This window comes from Microbacterium sp. 1262 (assembly GCF_040544895.1).
In the GTDB taxonomy this organism is placed as follows: Bacteria; Actinomycetota; Actinomycetes; order Actinomycetales; family Microbacteriaceae; genus Microbacterium; species Microbacterium plantarum.
The window spans coordinates 1,648,279-1,672,411 of sequence record NZ_JBEPKU010000001.1 but is presented as its reverse complement, the minus strand read 5'-3'; the positions used below and the strand labels follow the sequence as shown (position 1 = coordinate 1,672,411).

Genomic DNA, 24,133 nt, shown 5'->3' with positions numbered 1-24,133 from the left:
GGCGGGGCCCGGACGCGTCAGCATCCGAGCCCCGTTCGCGGGCGGCCGTTCGGCGTCACCCGCTCTTGCGGCGGAACTCCCGCTTCGTCATGGCACCGTGCGACGCGTGCACCGACGAATCGCCGTCGAGGTGTGCCTCTCCGGTGCGGTGCTGGGCGTTCTTCTTTTCGAGCGCCTCGCGGAACTTGCGCTTCACATCGTCGGATGCCGCGCCCGCGGGCTTGTCTGCTTCGCTCATGAGGCCACGATACGCAGGCGAGGGTCTCGCTGGTAGGCTGGGGCAGGTTGCCGTCCGGCACCCGCTCAATTCAACACTGAGCTCATGGAGCGGATCCGGCAGGAAGCTGGTCCCCTGTGGTGGGTTCCCATCCCGATCGAATGCCGATCGCGGAGATGGTGATCTTCGACTGGTGACCAGCGCAGGCGGTTCTCGCGGTTTCGTCCGCGCGCCCATATCTGCCCCGCTCCTTCGCACGATCTCGTGCGCGAAACGCGCGTGCGAGTCTAAACAAAGAAGGAGGGACCTCTTGGAAGGTCCAGAAATCACCGCAGCCGAAGCCGTCCTCGACAACGGCCGCTTCGGCACCCGCACCGTCCGGTTCGAGACCGGACGCCTGGCACAGCAGGCGCAGGGCGCCGTTGCCGCCTACCTCGATGAGGAGACGATGCTCCTCTCGGCCACCAGCGCCGGCAAGCACCCGCGCGAAGGCTTCGACTTCTTCCCGCTCACCGTCGACGTCGAAGAGCGCTCGTACGCCGCCGGCAAGATTCCCGGCTCGTTCTTCCGCCGCGAGGGACGCCCCTCGACCGAGGCGATCCTCGTCTGCCGTCTGATCGACCGCCCGCTGCGCCCGTCGTTCGTCGACGGCCTGCGCAACGAGGTCCAGATCGTCATCACGGTCCTCTCGATCGCACCCGGCGAGTACTACGACGCCCTCGCGATCAACGCGGCCTCCGCGTCGACCCAGATCTCGGGTCTGCCGTTCTCCGGCCCGATCGCCGGCGTGCGCCTGGCGCTCGTCCCCGGTCACGGCGAGCACGAGGACCAGTGGGTCGTCTTCCCGAACCAGAAGGTCGTCGAAGAGGCCGTCTTCGACCTCACCGTCGCCGGCCGGGTGCTCCCCGACGGCGAAGTGGCCATCATGATGGTCGAGGCCGAGGCAACCGAGGGCAGCTGGAACCTCATCAAGGGCGGCGCCGTCAAGCCGAGCGAAGAGGTCGTCGCACAGGGCCTCGAGGCCGCGAAGCCCTTCATCAAGCAGCTCGTCGACGCGCAGGCGTCGATGGCGGCATCCGCGTCGCGTGAGCCGGGCGTCTACCCCGTCTTCCCGCCGTACGCGCCCGAGGTCTACGACTTCGTCGCCGAGCGCGCCTACGGCGAGCTGACGAGCGTCTACCAGATCGCCGACAAGCAGGAGCGCCAGAACGCCGACGACGCGATCAAGGACCGCGTCAAGGGCGAGGTCGCCGCTGCCGTCGAGGCCGAGCAGCTCCCGGCGTCCGCGCTCGCGGAGTTCTCCGCCGCCTACAAGTCGGTCACCAAGAAGATCGTCCGCGGTCGCATCCTCAGCGAGGGCGTCCGCATCGACGGTCGCGGCCTGGCCGACATCCGTCCGCTCGACGCCGAGGTGCAGGTCATCCCGCGCGTCCACGGCTCGGCGATCTTCCAGCGCGGTGAGACCCAGATCCTGGGCGTCACCACGCTGAACATGCTGAAGATGGAGCAGCAGATCGACTCGCTGTCGCCCACGACGAGCAAGCGCTACCTGCACCACTACAACTTCCCGCCCTACTCGACCGGTGAGACCGGCCGCGTCGGCAGCCCGAAGCGTCGCGAGATCGGGCACGGCTTCCTCGCCGAGCGCGCGCTCGTGCCGGTGCTGCCCAGCCGCGAGGAGTTCCCGTACGCGATCCGTCAGGTCTCCGAGGCCCTCGGGTCGAACGGCTCGACCTCGATGGGCTCGGTGTGCGCCTCGACCCTCTCGCTGCTGAACGCCGGTGTGCCCCTGCGCGCCCCGGTCGCCGGTATCGCGATGGGTCTCGTCTCCGACCAGGTCGACGGTGAGACCCGCTACGCGGCGCTGACCGACATCCTCGGCGCCGAGGACGCGCTCGGCGACATGGACTTCAAGGTCGCCGGCACGAGCGAGTTCGTCACGGCCATCCAGCTCGACACGAAGCTCGACGGCATCCCGTCGTCGGTGCTCTCGGCCGCGCTGACCCAGGCCAAGGAGGCTCGTCTGACGATCCTCGGCGTCCTCAACGCCGCGATCGACAGTCCCGACGAGATGGCACCGACCGCCCCGCGCGTCATCAGCGTCCAGATCCCGGTCGACAAGATCGGTGAGCTGATCGGCCCCAAGGGCAAGACGATCAACTCGATCCAGGACGAGACCGGCGCCGACATCTCGATCGAGGAGGACGGCACCGTCTACATCGGCGCGACCGACGGCCCCTCGGCCGAGGCCGCTCGTGCCCGCGTGAACGCGATCGCCAACCCCACCAACCCCGAGGTCGGCGAGCAGTTCCTGGGCACCGTCGTGAAGATCGCGACGTTCGGCGCGTTCATCTCGCTCCTGCCCGGCAAGGACGGACTGCTGCACGTCAGCGAGGTCCGCAAGCTCGCCGACGGCAAGCGCGTCGAGAACGTCGAAGACGTCCTGGGCGTCGGCCAGAAGATCCTCGTGCGCATCACGAAGATCGACGACCGCGGCAAGCTCTCCCTCGAGCCGGTTCTCGAAGAGACCGCTGACCAGGACGGCTCGGCCGCTGCGAGCGAGGGCCCCGAGGCTCCCGCCGAAGGCTGAATCTCCTGATCACCCGGATGCCCGTCCCCGTCTCGGGGGCGGGCATCCGTCGTTCCCAGAGCGGCCGTGATGAAACAGTTATCTGGAATTCACGGCCCGTTCGCGACAATACGCGCCCACCGGTGCGGGGTGTCCTACTCTCGAAGTGCGCGCCGAGGAGCCGCGCCCCGCGATTCCTCGGTGTCGACGGAGGTGTGTGATGTCGGGGGACCGGGTGGCTCAGGTCGCAGCCGCTGGTGCGCCCGCCGCGGCCGTGCATCCCTCCAGCCCGATCCCGGTACACGGCAAGCCCGTGGGCGCCGACATCCGCGTCGACCTGGCCGAGACCGGCAAGCGGATCTTCCCCCTCATCCTCGGCGGCTCCGAGTTCGGGTGGACTATCGATCTCGCAGCGAGCCACGCCGTCCTCGACGCTTATGTGCAGCGCGGCGGCAACGCCCTGCACACCTCCGACGGCTACGCCTCGGGTCGCAGCGAGCACATCATCGGCCGCTGGCTCTCCAGTCGGGGAAACCGCGACGACATCGTCGTCACGGTGCGGGTGGGGGGCAACCCCGACAATCCTGGGCTCGGCTCGGTGAATCTCGTACGGTCGGTGGAGGCGTCGCTCGGCCGGCTGGGCATCGATCGCATCGACCTGCTGTACCTGGATGCCGCGACCGACGGCGTCACGGCGCTCGAAGACACTCTCGCGACGGCGGAATGGCTCGTCGAGAGCGGGAAGGTCGGAGCGCTGGGAGCGGCCGGATACACCGCGATGCAGCTCGTCGAGGCCCGCATCCTGTCTTCCGCGGGGTACCCGCGTTTCGCCGCACTGGATGTTCCCTACAACCTGCTGCACCGGTCGGAGTTCGACGGTGACCTGCGTCTCATCGCCGGCGCCCAGGGCCTCGCGGTGACGCCCTCGCAGGCTCTCGAGCACGGCTACCTCACCGGGAGCCATCGCGATCGTTCCGGTCTGTCGTCATCGGTGCGCGGCTCGCAGCTCGCCGCATGGATGAACCGTCGCGGCGCCCGGACGCTGAAGGCGCTCGACCGCATCTCGGAGGAGCTGTCGGTCTCGACGGCAGCGATCGCGGTCTCCTGGCTCCTCGCGCAGCGCGTCGTCACGGCGCCGATCGTCAATGCGAGCCGGCCCGCGCACGTCGACCAGCTCGTGCAGGGTGTCGGCGCCCGGCTCGGTCGCTCGCACCTCGCGGAGATCGCGCGCGCCGTGGAGTGAGCCGATCTGTGATCCCGCGGAGCGCCTGTCGGAGGGGTGACGTAGGGTGGATGGCGCCCTGTTCATCGTTTCGAATCGAGCTTCTGTGACGCAGTATCTCTACCTCGTGCGCCACGGAGAGCATCAGGACGCCGAGCACGGTCTCGAAGACGGCCCGCTCTCGCCGCGTGGACGCCGTCAAGCCGAGCTGCTGGCCGATCGCATCTCCGGCGTTCCCCTCGACGCCGTCTGGCACTCGCCGCTCGAGCGCGCCCAAGAGACGGCGCGCGCCGTCGCCAAGCGCCTGCCGGCCCTGGCTCCGCAGGCGTCGTCTCTGCTGTTCGACTGCGTCCCGACCGGTATGACGCCCGATACGCCCGCCGCCTACGAGCCCTTCTTCGGGTCGTACACCGAGGCCGAGACCGAGGCGGGCGCAGCGCAGATGGCGGATGCGGTGGGGGAGTTCCTCGCTCGCAAGCCCGACGCCCACGAACTGCTGATCACCCACAACTTCGTCATCGCCTGGTTCGTGCGCGAGGTGCTGCAGGCGCCCGACTGGCGGTGGTTGACGATCAACCAGGCTCACTGCGGGCTGACCGTGCTCGCGCAGCGCCCCGGCCGCCCCTGGACGATGGTCTCGCACAACGACCTCTCGCACCTCCCTGTCGAGCTGCGCACCGGCCTTCCCGACATCCTTCCCGTCTGAGCCGATGGCCGAGGCGCCCGCCGAAGAGCCCCGTAACCCCGCGCAGCTTCAGCCGCATGATCCCGCGTGGGCCGTCGAGGCGCGGGCGATCCTCGATCGCGTCCACAACGCTCTCGTCGGGCTGCCGGGAGTCGACGCCGCCCGCTTCGACCACATCGGGTCGACCGCGGTACCGGGACTCGACGCCAAGCCGATCATCGATCTCCAGGTCAGCATCCTTCCCCTGCCGGCCGAGGACGAGCTCAGCGCGCGACTGGGACCTGTGGGCTTCCGTCGCGAGTGGGGGTCTCGGCCTGATTCTCCCGGTGTCAGCCGCGACATCCCGCGTGGTGCCGAGGACGTTCCCGATGAGGTCTGGGAGAAGCGGCTGTTCGTCGCGCGCGGCGCCGACGTGATCCTGCACGTGCGCCGCTCCGATTCGCCATGGGCGCGCGAGACGGTGCGATTCCGCGACGCCCTCTGTGCCGACCCCGTGCTCAGCGCTCACTATCAGGACCTCAAGCGCCGACTGTCGGCTGCGAACGCGGGCAAGGCCGATTACGACGACTACACCCGAGCGAAGACGGCGTTCTTCAGCGACATGCACGGCTGATCCGCGGCGCGAGCCCGGCTCCTGCCGATTGGACGCGGCGCGCACCGAACCGGAGAATCGATCGGTGCTCGATGGTCCTCTGCTCGCCGACTGGCTTCCCGTCTCCGTCTCCGCGCTGATCTTCCTCATCGTCGCGGCCGGGGTGGCCGGCTGGGTCGACGCGGTCGTCGGCGGGGGAGGGCTGATCCAGCTCCCCGCCCTCGTCATCGGCGTGCCCAAGGATGTCGCGACGCCCTTCATCCTCGGGACGAACAAGCTGTCGTCCTTCGCGGGCACGCTCTCGGCCAGCTGGGTCTATCTGCGCCGCATCCGCGTGCAACTGGTCCTCCTCGTGCCGCTTGTGGCCGGCGCATTCGGGGGGTCGGCCGTGGGGGCCGCGCTGTCGCGCTACGTCCCGCGGGAACTGCTGACGCCGATCGTGCTGGTCGCGGTCGTGGCGGTCGCGATCTACACGCTGCTGAAACCCAAGATGGGCTTGAACCACGAGCCGCGCCACGAGTCGCGTGCGGCCATCGTGTGGCGCTCGGCGCTCATCGGAATCGTCGTCGGTTTCTACGACGGCATCCTCGGTCCCGGCACCGGTTCGTTCTTCGTCATCCTGCTCGTCGCCGTGCTCGGATACGGCTTCCTCCAGGCGAGCGTCAACGCCAAGATCGCCAATCTCACCACGAATCTCGCAGCGCTCCTCGTCTACGGGGTGCACGGCGAGATCCTCCTGCTGCTCGCCGTCGTCATGGCGGCGGCGAACATGACGGGCGGGTTCATCGGCGCTCGCATGGCGACGAAGAACGGCAGCGGCTTCGTGCGGATCGTGTTCCTCGTCGTGCTGTCGATCCTCGTCGTGAAGCTCGCTTGGGACACGTTCATGCAGTTCGCGCCCGCGTAGGCTGGTGGTCATGACCACGCGCGTGGCCCTCGTGGGCGGCACCGGAAAGCTCGGCGGCATCATCCGAGACGTCATCGAGGCGTCGGAGGGCTTCGAGCTCTCGGCGGTCCTGACGAGCCGCAGCAGCCTCGACGAGATCGACGGCGCCGACCTCGTCGTCGACGCCTCGACCCCGGCCGTGTCGACGGATGTCGTGCGTGCAGCCGTCGAGCGCGGCCTCAATGTGCTCGTCGGCACGTCGGGCTGGTCGCAGGAGCGGATCGCGCAGATCCGCCCCGCTGCGGATGCTGCGGGCGTCGGAGTCGTCTTCATCCCCAACTTCTCGCTCGGCTCGGTCGTCGGCAGCGCCCTCGCCGCTGCAGCCGCCTCGCTCTTCCCCTCGATCGAGATCATCGAGGCGCACCGCGACACCAAGGTCGACTCTCCGAGCGGTACCGCAGTCCGCACGGCCGAGCTCATCGCCGCTGCCCGCACCGGCGTCGGTCCGGTCGAGTCGCCCCACGCGGACCAGCGCGCCCGCGGACAGAAGGTCGCCAGCGTCCCGATCCATTCGCTGCGCCGGCCCGGCGTCATCGCCCGCCAGGAGACGATCCTCTCGGGCCCGGGCGAGGCCTTATCGATCGTGCACGACACGATCGAGCCCGCGCGAGCCTATGAGCCCGGCATCCGAATCGCGCTCGACGCCGCCCGAGACGCGCGCGGCATCACCGTCGGGCTCGACAGCTTCATCGACATCGGGATCCGGCCGCCCGCCGCGACGAACGAGAACGCGCCGACCGACGAGGGCGACGTCCCGGGTCAGGTCGCGCGAGCCACCGGAGCATGAGCGCCCGCATCCTGGCGTTGATCATGGCGGCACTGCTCGCCATCTACATCGTCTTCGTCGCCCAACGCGCCGTGCTTCTCGTGATGTCCGGCGAGCCCGTGGGCATCGCGATGGGCGTCGCGCTGATCGTCCTTCCGGTCATCGCCGCATGGGCGCTGTGGCGCGAGCTGGCGTTCGGCGCGAGTGCGTCGCGGCTCGGGAAGCGGCTCGAGCAAGAGGCGGCGCTTCCCGTGGAGACCATCGATCTCGCCCCGAGCGGCCGACCGGACCGCGCCGAGGCCGATGCCCTCTTCCCGCGCTACCGAGAAGCGGTCGAGCAGGCACCCGACGACTGGCGGGCATGGTTCCGACTGGGCCTCGCCTACGACGGCGCCGGCGACCGCCGGCGCGCACGACAGGCGGTCCGTACGGCGATCGCCCTCGAGCGGGCCGAGCGGAACGCCTGATTCAGCGCGGCGGGACGACGGCGCGGATGGCGTCCTCCACGCGCTCGTGCGTGAAGACGAAGCCCGACTTCTGCAGGACCGCCGGAGCCACGTCGGTGTCGTTGGTCAGCAGCGCCTCGGTCGCATCGCGTCCGAGGACGAGGCGGAGCCCCCACTCGGGAGCGCGGACCAGGTATGGGCGGTTCATCCTCATGGCCAGAGCGAAGCCCAGGTCGTTGGCCGTCGCGCGCGTCGGCCCGGTGAGGTTGACCGGACCGGCGACGTCGGCGTCGATGAGGTGACGGATGGCTGCGACCTCGTCGACGAGCGAGATCCAGGGCCATACCTGCGTGCCTCGACCGATCGGTCCCGACAGACCCGCTCGGGTCAGCAGCATGAGCGGCTTCAGCACGCCTTCGGGATGCACGACCGGCGCCGTCCGCAGGAGGACCACGCGCGCGTGCTCACGAGCGGTCAGTGCAGCCGCCTCCCACTCCCCGCACAGATCGGCGAGGAACGAGTCGCCGCGCGGCGCGGTCTCGGTCATGCGGACGCCGGGCCGGGTCGGGTAGTAGCCGACGGCCGATGACGACAAGAACACCGGCGCATCCGATCCGAGCGCGCGGACGGCTGTTGCGAGCGTCTCGGTCGGGAGCAGCCGCGACCACACGAGCTCGTGCTTGTACGAACGGGTCCACGGGAAGCGGCCGATGCTCGCGCCGTTGAGCCCCACCACGGCGCGGGCCCCGTCGAGCACCGCGGGGTCGAGCGGGCGCTCTCCGGGGAACCATTGAACCTCGTCGGCGGCGACAGGGGAGCGGCGGACGAGACGCGTGACCTCGATCCCGTCACCGCGCAGCGCGTCGACGAGGGCGCGTCCGATCAGACCGGACGCACCCGCGACGACGACACGGCCCGCCGAGCCCTGATCAGCCAAGCGTCGCCTCGAGGGTGATCTCGATGCCCGCGAGGGCGGCGGAGACGGGGCATCCGCTCTTGGCCTCCTGGGCCAGCCGGTCGAAGTCCTCGGCCGACAGGCCCGGGACGACGGCGTTGACGTTCAGGTGCGAGCCGGTGATGCCGGTGCCCGGGATGAAGGTGACCGATGCCGTCGTCTCGACGGACTCGGGCGGCGTGCCGTTCTCGGCCAGAGCGTGGGAGAGAGCCATCGAGAAGCAGGAGGAGTGGGCGGCGGCGATCAGCTCCTCGGGGGTGGTCACCGCGCTGGAGCCTTCGCTGCGCGCCTTCCAGTTGACCTCGAACGGGCCCTGGTTCGAGCTCTCGAGGGCGATCTGTCCCGATCCCTCGGTGAGGCTGCCCTTCCAGCTGGTGGTTGCTTCGCTCGTGACGCTCATGACTCTCCTGTTCGCAGATGGCACCTCGGGTGCCGTATCGAGACGGCGCGGTGTGCGCTCGCGTCGAGCCTAAGTCGGTCGGCCGCCCGTCGGAACGTCTTGACAGGGTCCGTCGGCGGGCTCAGACCGAGGCGGAGTCGGCCCGCAACCGCAGGATCTCGAGGTGCACGACATCCCGTCGCGGTGCGCCGCCGAATCTGGTCCGCACGACCCCCCGTCCGTCGAGGACGAGCGTGGTGGGCGTCTGCGCGATCTGGAATCGACGCGCGATGTCGGGGCGGTCGGTCACGTCGATGTCGAGGTGGACGACGTCGTCGGTCTCCCGGGCCATCTCCGAGAGCGTGCGATGCACCGCGGGGCACCGGTGACAGGTCTCCCTGCTGAACTGCAGGAGCGTCGCCGTTCGACCGAGGGCATCGGGGTCGGCGCCGAGTCGACGCGGGTCGACGACATCGAAGCGCGGGATGGGATAGGGCCGTGAGGCGCGCCACCGCAGGAAGACTCCGATCCCGCCTGTTACCGCTAACAGACAGGCCAGGACGACCGCCACCGCCATGAGTTCCACAACAGCCCAGAGTAGACCTTCGTGGGGAGCCGGAAGCACTCGGGCGCCGGGGGTAATCTGAGAGTGTGAGCGACGCCGAGAAGACCCCGACCAGCCCCGAGATCGAGTTCCGCAGCGATGTGACGGTCGAGCTCGTCCGCCCGAGTGCCGCCGACTCGGACGTCCTGTTCGCGGCTCGCGTGTCGACGCAGGGGGAGCAGACCCTGGATGCCGCCGCCGCCGGCACCGAGGCATCCGGTCGCGACCGCGGCCTCATCAACTACCTCATGCGCGACCGCCACGGCTCGCCCTTCGAGCACAACTCGATGACCTTCTACGTGCAGGCGCCCATCTTCGTGTTCCGCGAGTTCATGCGGCACCGCATGGCCTCGTACAACGAGGAGTCCGGCCGCTACCGCGAGCTGCGCCCGGTGTTCTACGTCCCCGCCCGGGAGCGCAATCTCAACCAGGTCGGCAAGCCGGGCGCGTACGAGTTCCTGCCCGGCACCGACGAGCAGTTCGCCGTCGTCGACGAGAGCACGCGCCAGGCGTCGATCCAGGCGTACGAGGCCTACCGGCGGATGCTGGATGCCGGCGTCGCCCGCGAGGTCGCACGCATCGTGCTGCCGCTGAACATCTACTCGTCGATGTACGTGACGGTCAACGCCCGTTCGCTGATGAACTTCCTGTCGCTGCGGACCAAGGTCGAGGGAACGCATTTCCCGTCGTTCCCGCAGCGCGAGATCGAGATGTGCGCCGAGAAGATGGAGACCTTCTGGCGCGAGCTCATGCCGCTCACGCATGCGGCATTCAACGCCAACGGCCGCGTCGCTCCCTGACGGCTCGGAGGGCGACGTCGCGGGACCGACTCAGACGAATCGGCCCAGGCTGATGCCCGCGTACGCGAGCGCCGCGACCGTCTCGCCGTCGTCGATCTGTCCCTCGGCGACCTGACGCACGGCCTCGGCGAACGGGATCCACACGACGCGCTCGATGCCTTCTTCCCGCTGGGATGACGCCGCGTCCTCCGCCTCGGCGAGGCCGCGCGCGAGAAAGACGTGTTCCGGGGCGACCGCGATGCCGTTGAGCGCATTCATCCGGCCGATGGCCTCCCACGAGGCGGCTACGAGGCCCGTCTCCTCGAGCAGTTCGCGCTTCGCAGCCACGAGCGGTTCCTCGCCGTCAGTCCCGCCTGCCGGCACCTCGAGCGAGCGGCCCGTCGTGTAGCGGTCGACCTCCACGAAGCAGACTCGGTCCTGCTCGTCGACGGCCACGACGAAAACGGCCGGATGCCGCATCTCGACGACGCCGTAGATCCCGTCTCCCGCCGGCCCGGTCACCTCGTCCTCGCGAACGAAGATCCACCGGTTCTCGTACGTCGTGCGGGTGCTTCGCGTCGTCCACGCCATGCCGCTACCCTAGAGCGCCCTGCGCCCCGCGATACATCTGTCGGACCGGCGGGGCTGGTGTCGCGTCGGCCGGCCCCTGAGGCGCATCCCGCACCGCGAGTCCGACGGTTGTATCCGACTCGAGGTCGCTCGGCGCTCCTCCCCAGTCCGCAGCGGGTCCGCTCCCTCCACAGACGGCCGATGTCCTGAGCGACGAGATCGCGTTCGCGGCGAACGTCGGTGAATGAGCGGATACGAACTGGCCACGAGAATCCGTGCGATGGGCGGGTGCGTGCGGTCGCGCTGGTTGACCTCGCGAGGCGTCACTCGTTTGCAGCTGGCGCGGGCGGTCGAGAGGGGCGCGCTCATCAGGGTCCGGCACGGTGTCTACGCGGTTCCGGATGCCGAGCCGGCTGTCCTCGAAGCCGCTGCCCACGGCGGCGAGGTGTGCTGCGCTTCGGCGTTGCGACGGCGCGGCGTGTGGGTGCTCGAGCCGCAGGGACGCCTGCACGTGCGGGTCGGGCGTGCAGGACGGGTGCACGCGCACCCGGGATGCCGCTGCGTCACGCATCACGACGGGGACCCAGCGGCATTCGGTGCCGTCTCGCTCGTCCACGCGCTCGTGCAGGCGGCCTCATGCCTCGGTGCGGAGGTGTTCTTCGTGGCGTTCGAGTCGGCGTGGCGGCTCGGCCTGCTCACGCGCGCAGACCGGGCGGAGGTGCGCCTGGCGCTCCCGGCCCGCTTCCGATACCTCGTCGATCTCGCTCGTCCCGATGCCGACAGCGGGCTCGAGTCCCTCCTGCGGCTGCGCCTCTCGCGGCTGGGCATCTCCGTCGAGAGTCAGGTGCTCATCCCGGGCGTGGGGCGGGTCGACTTCCTCGTCGCGGGGTGCCTCATCATAGAGGTGGACGGCCGTCTCAACCACGAGGGCACGTCGCTGCGGCACAAGGATCTCGTGCGCGACGCCGAAGCGGCGGCGATCGGCTACGAGACTCTGCGCTTCGACTATGCCCTCGTCGTCTTCGACTGGCCCCGCGTCGAGCGAGCCGTCCTCGCGCGTCTCGACGCGATCCGCCGACGCCGCTGACGCAGTCGCGATACATCCGTCGGACCGGCGGGGCGGATGTCGCCTCGCGGCGCTGCCATGCCGCCACCAGCACCTCCGGTCCTGCGAACGTATCGGCGACCAGGAGTCAGCCCGTCGGTCATACGCGATGCAAAGGCGGAACCGATACCCTGAGACCATGACGCACTCGGGCAATCCCTTCGGACAGGTCCTCGTCGCGCTGGTCACTCCCATGACCGCCGACGGTGAGGTCGACTGGCCCGCCGTCGAGAAGCACATCGACGACGTCATCACCGCCGGCGCCGACGGCATCGTCGTCACCGGTACGACGGGCGAGACGAGCACGCTCACCGACCCCGAGAAGCTCCGCCTCGTCGAGGTCGGCAAGTCGGTCTCCGCCGGTCGCGCGAAGATCATCACGGGCGGTGGCTCGAACGAGACCGCGCACGCGATCGAGCTGTACAAGGCCAGCGAGAAGGCCGGCGCCGACGGCATCATGATCGTCACGCCGTACTACAACAAGCCCACGCAGGCCGGCATCCTGACGCACTTCCGCCTCGTCGCCGATGCGACCGACCTGCCGGTCATCCTCTACGACATCCCCGGACGCACGGGTGTTCCGATCAAGTACGAGACGATCCTGCGCCTCGCCAAGCACCCCAACATCCTGGCGGTCAAGGACGCGAAGGGCGACTTCAGCGAGGTCAGCCGCGTGCTGAACCAGACCGACCTCATGTACTTCTCCGGTGACGACGCCAACGTGCTGCCGCACCTCTCCATCGGCGCGAGCGGCCTCATCGGCGTCACGGCGAACATCACCGCGACCCCGTACCGCACGATCGTCGACGCGGTGAACCGGGGCGACCTCGCCGCGGCGACCGCGGCGCACAAGAGCCTCGAGCCCCTCGTGCGCGCCGTCATGACGCACGTCCCGGGCACCGTGAGTGCGAAGTACATCCTGCACGGCCTGGGCCGCATCTCGAGCCCACGCGTGCGGCTGCCCCTCGTCGGCCCCGAAGAGTGGGAGGCCGCCATCATCGAGGACGAGCTCGCCCTCGTCTCGGGCGTCCCCGGCGCCGACTTCTCCAACTTCCGTCCCGACCGTAACGCCGCCGCCGGCGGTGCCCTGCCCAAGGTGCACGGGACGACCCGCTAGACGAAAACAAATGAGGATGCCGCATAGGTCGGCGTCCCGAGGAAGCGTGCCAATGCCCACGAACGTCTTCAGCCCGCCCGCTCTCGAACCCGGAACGCTGCGGGTGTACCCGCTCGGAGGCCTCGGCGAGGTCGGCCGGAACATGACCGTCTTCGAGTACGAGGGCAAGCTCCTCGTCGTCGACTGCGGCGTGCTCTTCCCCGAGGAGCACCAGCCGGGCGTCGACCTGATCCTGCCCGACTTCGAGCCGATCAAGCATCGCCTCGACGACATCGTCGGTGTCGTCCTGACCCACGGCCACGAGGACCACATCGGGGCGGTTCCCTACCTGCTCAAGCTCAAGGGTGACATCCCCCTCATCGGCTCGGGACTCACGCTCGCCCTCATCGAGGCGAAGCTCAAGGAGCACCGCATCCGCCCCTACACCCTGACGGTCACCGAGGGGCAGGAGGAGCAGGTCGGTCCGTTCGACCTCGAGTTCATCGCGGTCAACCACTCGATCCCCGACGCGCTCGCGGTCGCCGTCCGTACCCCCGCGGGGCTCGTCCTCGCGACGGGTGACTTCAAGATGGATCAGCTCCCGCTCGACGGCCGCATCACCGACCTGCGTGCCTTCGCGCGACTGGGCGAGGAGGGCGTCGACCTGTTCCTCGTCGACTCCACCAACGCGGACGTCCCCGGCTTCACGCCGACCGAGCGCGGCATCGGTCCCGTTCTCGACCAGGTCATCAGCAAGTCGCCGCGCCGTGTCATCGTCGCGAGCTTCTCGAGCCACGTGCACCGCGTGCAGCAGGTCGTGGATGCCGCGGCCGCGAACGGTCGCCGCGTCGCCTTCCTCGGCCGCAGCATGGTCCGCAACATGACCATCGCCGAGAACCTGGGGTACCTCAACGTCCCCGACGGCGTGCTCATCGACTACAAGAAGGCCAAGGACCTGCCCGACGATCGCATCGTCTACATGTCGACGGGCTCCCAGGGCGAGCCGATGGCCGTGCTCTCGCGCATGGCCAACCTCGAGCACGCGATCGAGCCCGGGCCGGGAGACACCGTCATCCTGGCGTCGAGCCAGATCCCGGGCAACGAGAACGCGATCTACCGCGTCATCGACGGGCTGACCAAGCTCGGCGCGAACGTCGTGCACAAGGGCAACGCCAAGGTGCACGTGTCGGGACACGCCGCCGCGGGCGAGCTGCTGTACTGCTACAACATCCTCAAGCCGCGCAACGTGCTCCCGGTGCACGGGGAGTACCGTCACCTGATGGCGAACGCGAAACTCGCGCAGGACACCGGCGTTCCGGAGGATCGCACGATCCTGGCCGAGAACGGTACCGTCGTCGACCTCAAGGACGGCGTCGCGGAGGTCGTCGGCCAGCTCGACATCGGCTTCGTGTACGTCGACGGCTCGACCGTGGGCGAGATCACCGACGCCGATCTCAAGGACCGTCGGATTTTGGGCGAGGAAGGCTTCATCTCGGTCATCGTCGTCGTGGACGGCAAGACGGGACGAGTCGTGAGCGGCCCGGACATCCACGCGCGTGGTGTCGCCGAGGACGACGCGGTGTTCGAGGGCGTCAAGCCGAAGATCGCGGCTGCGCTCGCGGAGGCCGTGCAATCGGGGACGCGAGACAACCACGCGCTCTCACAGGTCGTCCGCCGCACGATCGGCCGCTGGGTGAATCAGTCGCTCCGACGTCGCCCGATGATCGTCCCGGTCGTCATCGAGGCCTGACCCGCGTCGTTCCGCGGTAATGGGGGAACACCCGCGTACCGTGGAGGAATGGCCAGGAGCACGAACGCGCCCTCCGGACGCCGCGCACCGGCGAAGACCTCGACCTCGCGCGCCCGCAAGAGCGAACCGACACCCAAGCGATACGTCGACGAGGCCGACCGGCCTCCGGTGATCGCGCGCGCCTGGATGGGGCTCGCCCACGCCACGGGCGGAATGTTCCGTGCATTCGGACCCGAGACGCTCGAGAAGGACCAGCGTCGCGACGGGCTGCCCTTCCTCCTCGTGCTGCTCGCGATCGCGGGCGCGGCGGTCGAATGGTTCATGATCGGAACCGAGGCCGGCACGCTCGTGAGCGCCTACACGGTGGGCTTCCTCATCGGTCGTGAGGCGTTCATCATGCCGGTGCTGCTGCTCTTCCTCGCGGGCTGGCTGTTCCGGCATCCCGCGTCGGTCAACGACAACGGGCGTATCGGCATCGGCTTCGGCCTGTTCATCCTCTCTGTGGCGGGGTTCTGCCATGTCTTCGGCACGCGCCCCGAGCCCAAGGCCGGTGCGCTCGAGCTGAGCGCGTCGGGCGGGTTGTTCGGATGGGCCGTGGGGGAGCCGCTGACCATTCTCACCGTCTACGGGGCTGCGGCCGTCCTGGGTCTCGTCACGGTCCTCAGCATCCTCATCCTCACCAAGACGCCGCCGAACCGTATCGGCAGCCGCCTCGGCGACCTGTACGCCTGGATGTTCGGCGCCGAGCGTCCGGCCGCCGACCCCGATGGCGACGCTCCGACCGTCGCCTTCTCGCCGAAGAAGGGCAAGAAGGCGACGCCCGCGGAAGTGGACGACGACGAGGACGAAGACGCGCTGCCGTGGTGGCGTCGCAACAAGAGCGGCCGCGAGGAGGATCCCGACGACGGCAGTGCGTCGCAGGACCTCACCGAGCTTCTCGGCCCCTCCGTCGCCGGTTCTGTCGCCGGCGGATTCGAGCAGGCCGTCGCCACGCCGCCCCCGCTTCCCGACGCGCCGACCGAGATCATCGACCCCTCCGTCATCGAGCGGGCGGCCACGGCCGCCCGTTCCGGCCGGCCGGCCGACACCGCCGTGCGCGATGACCACGACACCGGTGAGATCGAAGAGCTGCCCGGGCTCACCGGCCTCGGCGGCGACTTCCACGGTCAGCCCCCGGCGACGCCGTACCGCCTGCCCGCCGTCGCGGCACTCGGCGCCGGCACCCCCGCCAAGACGCGGTCCGAGGCGAACGACGCGATCGTGCGGGCCATCACCGGTGTCTTCGAGCAGTTCTCGATCGACGCCAAGGTCACCGGGTTCTCGCGTGGGCCGACAGTCACGCAGTACGAGATCGAGGTCGGGCCCGGCACCAAGGTCGAGAAGATCACGGCCCTGACGAACAACATCGCCTACGCCGTCGCCTCGAACGAGGTTCGCATCCTCGCGCCCATCCCCGGGAAGAGCGCGATCGGCGTCGAGATCCCCAACACCGACCGCGAGATCGTCACGCTCGGAGACGTGCTGCGCTCGAACGCCGCGACCTCGTCGACCCACCCGATGACGATCGGCGTCGGCAAGGATGTCGGCGGCGGATTCGTCGTCGCGAACCTCGCGAAGATGCCTCACCTGCTCGTCGCCGGTTCGACCGGATCGGGTAAGTCGAGCTTCGTGAACTCGATGATCACGAGCCTGCTGATGCGGGCGAAGCCCACCGACGTCCGGATGGTCCTCATCGACCCCAAGCGCGTCGAGCTCACGAGCTACGCCGGCGTGCCGCACCTGATCACCCCCATCATCACGAACCCGAAGAAGGCGGCCGAGGCGCTGCAGTGGGTCGTGAAAGAGATGGACATGCGGTACGACGATCTCGCGTCTTTCGGCTTCCGTCACATCGACGACTTCAACAAGGCCGTCGTGGCCGGTGAGATCCAGCTCCCGGCGGGCAGCGAGCGCGTGCTCAAGCCGTACCCCTACCTCCTGGTCGTCGTCGACGAGCTCGCCGACCTCATGATGGTCGCTCCGCGCGACGTCGAGGACTCGATCGTCCGCATCACCCAGCTCGCACGCGCCAGCGGCATCCACCTCGTGCTCGCGACCCAGCGACCGTCGGTCGACGTCGTGACGGGCCTCATCAAGGCCAACGTGCCGTCACGGCTCGCGTTCGCCGTCACGAGCGTCACGGACTCCCGCGTCATCCTCGACCAGCCCGGCGCCGACCGGCTCATCGGTCAGGGCGACGCCCTCTTCCTGCCGATGGGCACGTCGAAGGCCATCCGTGTGCAGGGCGCGTGGGTGGCGGAGTCGGAGATCGAGAAGGTCGTCGCACACGTGAAGGGCCAGGCCCAGCCGGAGTACCGCTCCGACGTGGCCGCGGTCGCCGAGAAGAAGGAGATCGACGCCGACATCGGTGACGACCTCGAGCTGCTGCTCGCCGCCGCCGAGCAGATCGTGTCGACCCAGTTCGGGTCGACGTCGATGCTGCAGCGCAAGCTGCGCGTCGGGTTCGCCAAGGCCGGACGCCTCATGGACCTCCTCGAATCTCGCGAGATCGTCGGGCCCTCGGAGGGTTCGAAGGCGCGTGACGTCCTCGTCACCCCCGACCAGCTGCCGGCCGTCCTGGCACGGCTGCGGGGAGAGGACCCGCCGGCTCCCGCGGCTGCCGCTCCCGCCGGCGGCGCCGTCGACCCCGTCGAAGCGCAGTTCGAGGGGCTGAAGGTTGTCGACGGTGACGACGCCTCCGAAGACGCCTGGGGCCTCACCGGACGCGACTGACGGATAGGCTCGGCTCCGTGGCGATCCCTCGGCAACTGCCCAACGCGATCACGATCGCGCGCATCCTGTGCGCCCCCGTCTTCCTCTGGCTGCTGCTGGTCGACGGGGGAGCGGACGGCGCTTTGCGCTGGTGGGCCGGCGTGCTCTTCATCGTCGCGATCGCGACGGACGGCATCGATGGGTACCTCGCCCGCAAGTACCGCATCGTCACGGATCTCGGAAAGCTGCTCGATCCGATCGCCGATAAGGTTCTGACCGGCCTGGCCTTCGTCGGGCTCTCGATGCTCGGCGAGCTTCCCTGGGCGGTCACCATCGTCGTGCTCGTGCGCGAGCTGGGCATCACCGTGCATCGGCTCATCGTCGCGGGCGATCACGTCGTCGCCGCGGCATGGATGGGCAAGCTCAAGACCGTCGCACAGGCGATCGCACTGTCACTGGCCCTCCTGCCGCTGTGGACGATCGTCGGCGACTGGATCCACGTGGTCAACGGCATCGCGATGTGGATCGCCGTGCTGCTGACCGTCGCGAGCGGCATCGATTACGTCATCACCGCCGTCCGCGGCGCGCGACGGAGCGGAGTGGGATCGTGACGGCGCGCGAGCATGTCCACGACCTCCCGGATGATGTCGAGGCGACACTCGTCTCGCCGGGTCGGCGCACCGACGCTGAGCGCCTCATCGAGCGACTCGGCGAGCTGGGGTGGACGCTCGCCGTGGCCGAGTCGCTGACAGGCGGACTCGTGGTCGCCGAGCTCGTCGCGGTCTCGGGAGCGTCGTCGGTGGTGCGCGGCGGAGTCGTCGCCTATGCGACCGAGCTGAAGCAGCGGTTGCTCCACGTCGATGGCGCACTGCTCGAGGCGCATGGGGCGGTGCACCCGCGGGTCGCGCGTCAGATGGCCGAGGGTGCGCGCGCCGCGCTCGGGCCCGGCGATGCAGTGGCGGATGTCGGCATCGCCACGACCGGTATTGCGGGACCGGGCTCACCTGATGGACAGCCCGTCGGAACGGTGCACATCGCGGTGGCGACGGCGCTCGGTGTGCGGGTCGAGAGCCTGCACCTCGGGGGCGACCGTGCGCAGATCCGCGCGGAGGCCGCCGCCCGGGCGATCCGGTTGGCGCTCGACGCGCTGTGACGGAATAGACGAGCGGCGATCGCGGTTCTTGTCATCGTGAGCAGCGCATGTCAACTCTCATCCGACCCACAGCAGGTGCGGGCTAGGGTGGCGTGCTGATGAGATACCGTTGTCCACCCGGGACAAGCCAGCACCACGACGAAGGAGGGGGTCCGAGATGATCTTGGTTCGACAGGAGATCGGCGATGTTCTGCGTGACCTCCGCCTGCAGAAGGGTCGCACGCTCCGGCAGGTGGCCAGCCGCGCCAGCGTCGCGCTCGGCTATCTGAGCGAGGTCGAGCGCGGTCAGAAGGAAGCATCGAGCGAGATCCTCGCCGCGGTGGCCGAAGCCCTCGACGTGCCGATCTCGAGCATCATGCGCGAAGTCGGCGACCGCATCTCCGTGCTGGAGGGGCTGCCGGTGCTCTCGGATGTCGTGCCCGACGACATCGCGGGTCTCGACAACGACCTCATCGCACCCGAGCTCTCGCTGCACTGAGCTTCGCGCGGTCCGATGCGTCGCAGTGAATTCGATCGCGCCGTCGAGGCGGAGTTCGCCGGCCGCGGTCCTGCTCTGATCGACGATCTCGCGCTGGGGCCGCTGGGCGACCGCACCGCGCGCCAGGCATTGGCCGACGGCGAGCCGCCTCGCGCCGTATGGCTCGCGTTGTGCGTCGAGGCCGACGTACCCGAGCCCCGACGTTACGGGGTCGGGCGGCTGGATCCGCGGGAACGCTGACGGTCCCACGTGCGGTCGCCGACGCCGTGCGTGTTCGATGCTGAACCGGATGTTGCGGCGTGTCGTCGAATATTCGTTCGAAACGGGCGTAATGTCCTGCACAGGTGGTTCATCCCGTCGAGGATCCCCGGATACGGCCCGGTAGCCGACGAATGTCGGAGGCCCTCCGTACCGTGGACAGCGTCGAGAGACACACCATGCCTTGTCGCAGCATCCCGGCACCGAGCCGGGAGCGCGACAGCCTACAGGCGTCGGAAACGCGAGCATAAGGAGCACGCCATGCCATCACCCGCTGACCGCGAGAAGGCCCTCGAATCGGCCCTCGCCCAGATCGACCGTCAGTTCGGAAAGGGATCGGTCATGCGCCTCGGCTCCGACGAGCGCGCGCCCGTCGAGGTCGTGCCGACGGGGTCGATCGCCCTCGACGTCGCTCTCGGCATCGGAGGTCTCCCGCGTGGCCGCATCATCGAGATCTACGGACCCGAGTCATCGGGTAAGACGACGCTGACCCTGCACGCCATCGCCAACGCGCAGCGTGCGGGCGGTATTGCCGCGTTCATCGACGCCGAGCACGCGCTCGACCCGTCTTACGCTCAGAAGCTGGGCGTCGACATCGACGCGTTGCTGGTCTCGCAGCCCGACACAGGTGAACAGGCGCTCGAGATCGCCGACATGCTGATCCGCTCCGGGGCGATCGACCTCGTCGTCATCGACTCCGTCGCTGCGCTCGTTCCCGAGGCCGAGATCAAGGGCGAGATGGGCGACTCTCACGTCGGTCTGCAGGCACGCCTCATGTCGCAGGCGCTCCGCAAGCTGACCGGTGGCCTGAACCAGACCAAGACGACGGCCATCTTCATCAACCAGCTGCGCGAGAAGATCGGTGTCTTCTTCGGCTCGCCCGAGACGACCGCCGGCGGTAAGGCGTTGAAGTTCTACGCGTCGGTTCGCCTCGACATCCGCCGTATCGAGACGCTGAAGGACGGTACCGAAGCGGTCGGCAACCGCACGCGCGTCAAGGTCGTCAAGAACAAGATGGCGCCGCCGTTCAAGCAGGCCGAGTTCGACATCCTCTACGGCGTCGGGATCTCTCGCGAGGGCAGCCTGATCGACTTCGGTGTCGAGCACGGCATCGTCAAGAAGTCGGGCGCCTGGTACACGTACGACGGTGAGCAGCTCGGTCAGGGCAAGGAGAACGCCCGCAACTTCCTGATCAAGAACGCCGACATCGCCGCCGACATCGAGAACAAGATCAAGCAGAAGCTCGATATCGGTCAGCCCGCTGCCCCTGCTCCGGTCCAGGGCGACGACCTCGCGGCGCGCCGCCCGGCGTGAGCGCTACGGATCACGACGGGGGCGAGGCCGAGCGCCTCGCCCCCGTCATCCCGCTCTTCGGGCAAGCGGATGCCGCCCCGTCGGAGCCTCGCCCGCGAAGCGGACGCGTCGCGGAAGACGGCCAGAAGTGGCACACCACTTGGACCACCGAACCGCGAACAGCTGCCTCCCGTCCGTCGGCCGCGGTTCGAACGACTCCCGACGAGCCGGCAGCCGTGAGGTCCGCTGACGAAGCCCCCACCGACGATGCCGCCGTGCGCGCGCGTGCCGAGCGCACGCTGCTCAAACGCCTGCGCGGCAGGTCGCTGTCCGTGCGCGAGGCTCGCGACGTCCTGCGCGAGGCGGAACTCGCCGAAGCTGACGCCGATGCCGTCATCGCCGCTTTCCTCGACAACGGCTATCTCGACGACAGCCGGCTGGCGGAGCAACTGCTCGACGGGGCGCTCGGGCGCAAGGCGCAAGGCGCCACCGCGATCGCGCAGACACTGTCTCGTCGCGGCCTCGACCGCGAGGTCATCGACATCGCCATGGCGTCGCTGCCCGACGACGAAGCCGAGCGCGCGCTCGAGTTCGCTCGGCAGCGCGCGCGCGGGATGTCGGGGCTCGATCACGACGTCGCACTTCGGCGGTTGCACGGACAGCTGGCACGGCGTGGTTTCCGGGGGACGGTGGCGCTTGATGCCGCCCGTCAGGCGCTGGCGGACCTGGCCTGAGGGCGACACGAAGCTGGCTCCGGCTCGCCGGAAGCGAGAGGATCGTGCATTCCGCGGGTCACGCCCACGTTCGGCGGGAGTTCTGGTGGTCCCGGTTGTCTGGAGCGATGAGGGCACCGAGATCTTGGCGACTTCGAGCTCCGATCTTGGAGCGCGCTTGATAGATGTGGGACTCGACCGTCCGCACCGACAGGAAGAGGGCGTTCGCGATCTGGCGGTTCGAAAAGCCCCGGCGCACGAGCCCTGCGATCTCGAGCTCGCGTGGGGTGAGCGTGTTCTGTGATACCGCGGATTCGGGAAATCCGTGCGTGGCGAGGTCGGGGAGGAGCTGCGGCGGGCACAGGTCGAGTCGCAGGTGAAGGAGCGCCGCCGGGACCGTCATCTCGTTGCTCCGAGCAGCCTGCTCGGCGCTCGCCAGGATCATCCGTGCTGCATCCGACGGAATGCCCGCGACGAGTGCGCGCAGATCGCGCAGCGCCGTACGGACGTCCGGATGCCCCACCACGATGAGACGGTGCAGCGTCCGGGTCTGAAGCATGACGGCATCGGTGCGGCTGCTGATGACCCACGCTTGGGCGGCGGACCGCCGAGCGTGATCCCATCGTCCCTCGGCGAGCTCGATCGTGGCCTGCGTCGCGTGCTCCATATGCTCGAACAATGGTGTCGGCGTTTCGAGCGGTGCCACTGTGTCCATGAGGTGTCGGGCCTCGCTGACATGCCCGTACAGGGCGAGTCCGAGCGCGGTCTCGAGGACGATGAGGCCTTGCCCCTCGCCCCCGTTGATCGGGCTGCGCCGAAGAGCCGCGAGAAGCTCGATGCGCGCCTCCAGCACGTGCCCTCGCCGGAGGAGCGTGAGTACGGAAGCGACGCCTGCCAGCGCGAGACTCATGTCACCGGTGTGCACTGCGAGTCGACGCTCTGCGTCCAGCTGCGCGAGCACGTCGGTGTCGTCGACCCCTGCCGTCGTTCGCGCAGCGAGGTCCCGGCAGCGAGCAGCGAGCAGTTCTGCGGCCGAGCCGCGGCGCCCCCCGCTGCGCAGCAGCCAATCGACCGACCGTAGATCACGTCGCATATCCTGTTCGCGGCCCAGGTACGCCGATACGGTCGCGGCCAGCAGCTCCGTGTCTATTCGGTCGGCGTGGTCGAGATCCGGGTGCGCACGCACGGAGCGGAGAACGCTGTCGGCTCGTCCGATCTCCATTCTGCTGATGGCGTTGCGTGCATCGGCGAGGGCGTTGTCGACCGTGACCTCTGCCGCCACGCCAGCGTCGGTTTGCGGGCGAGGCGAGCTGTCGAATTGCAGCGCGAGCGCCACCGCTGCGGTGAGCGTCCTCCGTTGGCCATGGGAGGGGAGCGCGTGCAGGCTGAGGCGACTGGTGCGCTTCGCCCCCAGCACGACGTGAGCGAGATTCTCCTCAAGCGCGAGGACCGGTGTGGAGGCGTGCTCGCCCGCCCAGGCGGCGTATGCCGCAGCCGACCCGGCGTCACCCTCGTCGTTGGCGAGGCGTGCGGCGTCGGCGAGTACACGCACGATCAGGTCGGCGGACACGTTGGCGAGGCGGGCGGGACTGCCCGACCCGCGTATCCACCGCTCGGCGACCAGCCGCGCCAGCGGTCCATTCCACCATTGGCCGCCATCCTCGATCATGCGGTCCGTCGCCTCGCGGACGAGTGCCTCGGCTCGGCTGGCACCGATTGCGCGCGCGGCCGCGCGCGCGACCGCGCGATTGGCGGTCAGGCGGTGTGCCAGGCTGCGGTCGTCCTGCACTATGCCTGCGCTTCGCAAATGATGGAGGACGGCGGTCGGGACGAATCTCGCCGCGTCGCCTAAGGCGATGCCTGGCGCGTGGCCGACCAGGACGAGTGCCTGGAGGGTGGCGTCGTCGACGCCGCGGATGTGTGCGCTCAGAGCTGCGGCGAGCTTGCTGCTGGGCGGGGCGTCGTCGATCGCGCGTATCGGATCTTCGCCGCGGGATACGGCGTCAACAGCGTGATCGGCGAGGGCTCGAAGCAACAGGCGAGAACCGTCGGCCTGCCAGATGATCGCCGCGCGGGTCACACCGTCGAAAGGCTGGTTCGACGTGAATTCGGCGAACAGGCGCGATCCTTCCTCCGCGGTGAAGCCGCCGAGGTCCAGCCGCTCGGCCGTCCCATCGAGCCACAGATCGGCAAGACGATGACCCGCCGTGTCGAGCTCGCGAGAGGGGATGCGCGGCTCGGAGAGCGCCACCAGCACCGCCGCCTGCCCGCGATGGACCGCACGAGCGACGGCCTCGGCCGACGCGGAGTCGAGGTGCTGCGCGTCGTCGACCATGAGCACGATGCGGCGCTCGAGCGTGCCCTCCCTCAGCTCGGACGCCCGGGGGTCGGATGACGCGTTCACGACCCCGTACTCGACGTCTGCGAGTGCCGTTGCTCCTCGGAGGATCACGGGCGACACCGACCGGGCGGCGAGCGCCTCGGCGACGTGCTGCATGAGGAAGGTCTTGCCCGACCCGAGAGGACCGACCAGCACGGTCGATGCGCCTCGACTCAAAGCGTCCGTCAAGGCGCGCGCATCTCTGCTCGCCCCGATGAGGACGTCGCGCTCCGCTGTGGAGGAGGCCGTTCTGCCCGTCCTTCTAGACGTGGGCCATCCGAATCGATCGTCCATCATGGTCCTGCGATGCTCCCCCCGGTTTCACGCTGTCTCTGCTCAACCTAGCCAGCCCGCGAGAGCAGAGCCAATGAGCAAGCGCGGAGCCACTACTGAGCTGGCTCTGAGTTCGCTCTCGCGGTGTGCAGA

General features: G+C 69.1%; 24 protein-coding genes. 18 read left to right on the top strand and 6 right to left on the bottom strand.

What is annotated here, in order from left to right:
* Positions 1-55: 55 nt before the first annotated feature.
* Positions 56-238: a DUF5302 domain-containing protein gene (locus tag ABIC53_RS08015; RefSeq protein WP_036304634.1), complete on the bottom strand. Its 183-nt coding sequence runs from the start codon at positions 236-238 to the stop codon at positions 56-58.
* 289 nt (positions 239-527) lie between these two features.
* Here ABIC53_RS08015 and ABIC53_RS08010 point away from each other — a divergent pair, with 289 nt between their 5' ends.
* The 7 genes from ABIC53_RS08010 (at position 528) to ABIC53_RS07980 (ending at position 7,464) form a co-directional block, all read left to right on the top strand.
* The gene (locus tag ABIC53_RS08010; RefSeq protein ID WP_354451016.1) at positions 528-2,807 is read left to right on the top strand and encodes a polyribonucleotide nucleotidyltransferase; all 2,280 of its coding nucleotides are present in this window, start codon (positions 528-530) and stop codon (positions 2,805-2,807) included.
* Between the two features lie 199 nt (positions 2,808-3,006).
* Positions 3,007-4,029: an aldo/keto reductase gene (locus ABIC53_RS08005; protein WP_112613725.1), complete on the top strand. Its 1,023-nt coding sequence runs from the start codon at positions 3,007-3,009 to the stop codon at positions 4,027-4,029.
* Between the two features lie 85 nt (positions 4,030-4,114).
* Positions 4,115-4,714, top strand: coding sequence for a histidine phosphatase family protein (locus tag ABIC53_RS08000; protein WP_112613727.1), 600 nt, complete (start codon positions 4,115-4,117; stop codon positions 4,712-4,714).
* Positions 4,715-4,718: 4 nt separating this feature from the next.
* Complete coding sequence (locus ABIC53_RS07995; RefSeq protein ID WP_323987427.1) at positions 4,719-5,306, top strand: GrpB family protein; 588 nt, start codon at positions 4,719-4,721, stop codon at positions 5,304-5,306.
* Positions 5,307-5,370: 64 nt separating this feature from the next.
* The gene (locus ABIC53_RS07990; protein ID WP_112615043.1) at positions 5,371-6,192 is read left to right on the top strand and encodes a sulfite exporter TauE/SafE family protein; all 822 of its coding nucleotides are present in this window, start codon (positions 5,371-5,373) and stop codon (positions 6,190-6,192) included.
* Positions 6,193-6,202: 10 nt separating this feature from the next.
* A complete protein-coding gene (gene dapB, locus ABIC53_RS07985; protein WP_354451013.1) occupies positions 6,203-7,018 on the top strand; it encodes a 4-hydroxy-tetrahydrodipicolinate reductase in 816 nt (271 codons plus the stop codon).
* Positions 7,015-7,464 carry a tetratricopeptide repeat protein gene (locus ABIC53_RS07980; RefSeq protein WP_354451011.1) on the top strand — a complete coding sequence of 150 codons (450 nt, stop codon included), beginning with the start codon at positions 7,015-7,017 and terminating at the stop codon, positions 7,462-7,464. Before dapB ends, ABIC53_RS07980 begins: the two co-directional genes overlap by 4 nt.
* 1 nt (position 7,465) lies before the next feature.
* On the opposite strand, the gene ABIC53_RS07975 is transcribed toward ABIC53_RS07980, so the two are convergent.
* The 3 genes from ABIC53_RS07975 to ABIC53_RS07965 form a co-directional block, all read right to left on the bottom strand.
* On the bottom strand, positions 7,466-8,380 hold the full coding sequence (locus ABIC53_RS07975; RefSeq protein ID WP_114587983.1) for a TIGR01777 family oxidoreductase: 915 nt from the start codon (positions 8,378-8,380) through the stop codon (positions 7,466-7,468).
* Positions 8,373-8,798: an OsmC family peroxiredoxin gene (locus ABIC53_RS07970; protein ID WP_023951786.1), complete on the bottom strand. Its 426-nt coding sequence runs from the start codon at positions 8,796-8,798 to the stop codon at positions 8,373-8,375. Before ABIC53_RS07970 ends, ABIC53_RS07975 begins: the two co-directional genes overlap by 8 nt.
* A gap of 121 nt (positions 8,799-8,919) precedes the next feature.
* Positions 8,920-9,354 carry a TlpA family protein disulfide reductase gene (locus ABIC53_RS07965; RefSeq protein WP_181574138.1) on the bottom strand — a complete coding sequence of 145 codons (435 nt, stop codon included), beginning with the start codon at positions 9,352-9,354 and terminating at the stop codon, positions 8,920-8,922.
* Positions 9,355-9,428: 74 nt separating this feature from the next.
* Between ABIC53_RS07965 and thyX the strand changes: the two genes are divergently transcribed.
* The gene (thyX, locus tag ABIC53_RS07960) at positions 9,429-10,181 is read left to right on the top strand and encodes an FAD-dependent thymidylate synthase (RefSeq protein ID WP_354451008.1); all 753 of its coding nucleotides are present in this window, start codon (positions 9,429-9,431) and stop codon (positions 10,179-10,181) included.
* Between the two features lie 30 nt (positions 10,182-10,211).
* Here the strand turns inward: thyX and ABIC53_RS07955 are convergent, their stop codons facing one another.
* A complete protein-coding gene (locus ABIC53_RS07955; RefSeq protein WP_354451006.1) occupies positions 10,212-10,751 on the bottom strand; it encodes an NUDIX domain-containing protein in 540 nt (179 codons plus the stop codon).
* Between the two features lie 223 nt (positions 10,752-10,974).
* Here ABIC53_RS07955 and ABIC53_RS07950 point away from each other — a divergent pair, with 223 nt between their 5' ends.
* From ABIC53_RS07950 to ABIC53_RS07905, 10 genes are all read left to right on the top strand, one after another.
* A complete protein-coding gene (locus ABIC53_RS07950) occupies positions 10,975-11,817 on the top strand; it encodes a type IV toxin-antitoxin system AbiEi family antitoxin domain-containing protein (RefSeq protein WP_354451004.1) in 843 nt (280 codons plus the stop codon).
* A 157-nt stretch (positions 11,818-11,974) separates the two neighbouring features.
* Positions 11,975-12,952, top strand: coding sequence for a 4-hydroxy-tetrahydrodipicolinate synthase (gene dapA / locus ABIC53_RS07945; protein ID WP_112613743.1), 978 nt, complete (start codon positions 11,975-11,977; stop codon positions 12,950-12,952).
* 52 nt (positions 12,953-13,004) lie between these two features.
* Positions 13,005-14,681, top strand: coding sequence for a ribonuclease J (locus tag ABIC53_RS07940; protein ID WP_269266686.1), 1,677 nt, complete (start codon positions 13,005-13,007; stop codon positions 14,679-14,681).
* A gap of 48 nt (positions 14,682-14,729) precedes the next feature.
* A complete protein-coding gene (locus ABIC53_RS07935) occupies positions 14,730-17,453 on the top strand; it encodes an FtsK/SpoIIIE family DNA translocase (RefSeq protein WP_354451001.1) in 2,724 nt (907 codons plus the stop codon).
* A 17-nt stretch (positions 17,454-17,470) separates the two neighbouring features.
* Entirely contained in the window at positions 17,471-18,043 is a 573-nt protein-coding gene (gene pgsA, locus ABIC53_RS07930; RefSeq protein ID WP_112613749.1) for a CDP-diacylglycerol--glycerol-3-phosphate 3-phosphatidyltransferase, read from the top strand.
* Positions 18,040-18,585, top strand: a complete 546-nt coding sequence (locus tag ABIC53_RS07925) for a CinA family protein (protein WP_354450999.1) — start codon at positions 18,040-18,042, stop codon at positions 18,583-18,585. The genes pgsA and ABIC53_RS07925 overlap by 4 nt, the downstream gene beginning before the upstream one ends.
* A 157-nt stretch (positions 18,586-18,742) precedes the next feature.
* The gene (locus ABIC53_RS07920; RefSeq protein ID WP_112613753.1) at positions 18,743-19,063 is read left to right on the top strand and encodes a helix-turn-helix domain-containing protein; all 321 of its coding nucleotides are present in this window, start codon (positions 18,743-18,745) and stop codon (positions 19,061-19,063) included.
* A gap of 15 nt (positions 19,064-19,078) precedes the next feature.
* Positions 19,079-19,303 (top strand): DUF3046 domain-containing protein, encoded by a 225-nt coding sequence (locus tag ABIC53_RS07915; RefSeq protein WP_112613755.1) that lies wholly within the window; start codon positions 19,079-19,081, stop codon positions 19,301-19,303.
* A gap of 279 nt (positions 19,304-19,582) precedes the next feature.
* On the top strand, positions 19,583-20,635 hold the full coding sequence (gene recA, locus ABIC53_RS07910; RefSeq protein WP_274177548.1) for a recombinase RecA: 1,053 nt from the start codon (positions 19,583-19,585) through the stop codon (positions 20,633-20,635).
* 215 nt (positions 20,636-20,850) lie between these two features.
* Positions 20,851-21,348 carry a regulatory protein RecX gene (locus tag ABIC53_RS07905; RefSeq protein ID WP_354450996.1) on the top strand — a complete coding sequence of 166 codons (498 nt, stop codon included), beginning with the start codon at positions 20,851-20,853 and terminating at the stop codon, positions 21,346-21,348.
* A gap of 58 nt (positions 21,349-21,406) precedes the next feature.
* Here ABIC53_RS07905 and ABIC53_RS07900 read toward each other — a convergent pair whose 3' ends face one another.
* A complete protein-coding gene (locus ABIC53_RS07900; RefSeq protein WP_354450994.1) occupies positions 21,407-23,863 on the bottom strand; it encodes a LuxR C-terminal-related transcriptional regulator in 2,457 nt (818 codons plus the stop codon).
* Positions 23,864-24,133 lie beyond the last annotated feature (270 nt).

What these genes read in the sequence shown, in the direction of transcription:
- dapB (WP_354451013.1), top strand. Translation starts at nt 6,203, where the DNA reads ATGACCACGCGCGTGGCCCTCGTGGGCGGCACCGGAAAGCTCGGCGGC.
- recA (WP_274177548.1), top strand. Translation starts at nt 19,583, where the DNA reads ATGCCATCACCCGCTGACCGCGAGAAGGCCCTCGAATCGGCCCTCGCC.
- ABIC53_RS07995 (WP_323987427.1), top strand. Translation starts at nt 4,719, where the DNA reads ATGGCCGAGGCGCCCGCCGAAGAGCCCCGTAACCCCGCGCAGCTTCAG.
- ABIC53_RS07970 (WP_023951786.1), bottom strand. Translation starts at nt 8,798, where the DNA reads ATGAGCGTCACGAGCGAAGCAACCACCAGCTGGAAGGGCAGCCTCACC.
- ABIC53_RS08005 (WP_112613725.1), top strand. Translation starts at nt 3,007, where the DNA reads ATGTCGGGGGACCGGGTGGCTCAGGTCGCAGCCGCTGGTGCGCCCGCC.
- ABIC53_RS07950 (WP_354451004.1), top strand. Translation starts at nt 10,975, where the DNA reads ATGAGCGGATACGAACTGGCCACGAGAATCCGTGCGATGGGCGGGTGC.
- ABIC53_RS07955 (WP_354451006.1), bottom strand. Translation starts at nt 10,751, where the DNA reads ATGGCGTGGACGACGCGAAGCACCCGCACGACGTACGAGAACCGGTGG.
- ABIC53_RS07940 (WP_269266686.1), top strand. Translation starts at nt 13,005, where the DNA reads ATGCCCACGAACGTCTTCAGCCCGCCCGCTCTCGAACCCGGAACGCTG.
- dapA (WP_112613743.1), top strand. Translation starts at nt 11,975, where the DNA reads ATGACGCACTCGGGCAATCCCTTCGGACAGGTCCTCGTCGCGCTGGTC.
- ABIC53_RS07935 (WP_354451001.1), top strand. Translation starts at nt 14,730, where the DNA reads ATGGCCAGGAGCACGAACGCGCCCTCCGGACGCCGCGCACCGGCGAAG.
- ABIC53_RS07980 (WP_354451011.1), top strand. Translation starts at nt 7,015, where the DNA reads ATGAGCGCCCGCATCCTGGCGTTGATCATGGCGGCACTGCTCGCCATC.
- ABIC53_RS07915 (WP_112613755.1), top strand. Translation starts at nt 19,079, where the DNA reads ATGCGTCGCAGTGAATTCGATCGCGCCGTCGAGGCGGAGTTCGCCGGC.
- ABIC53_RS07920 (WP_112613753.1), top strand. Translation starts at nt 18,743, where the DNA reads ATGATCTTGGTTCGACAGGAGATCGGCGATGTTCTGCGTGACCTCCGC.
- ABIC53_RS07965 (WP_181574138.1), bottom strand. Translation starts at nt 9,354, where the DNA reads ATGGCGGTGGCGGTCGTCCTGGCCTGTCTGTTAGCGGTAACAGGCGGG.
- ABIC53_RS08015 (WP_036304634.1), bottom strand. Translation starts at nt 238, where the DNA reads ATGAGCGAAGCAGACAAGCCCGCGGGCGCGGCATCCGACGATGTGAAG.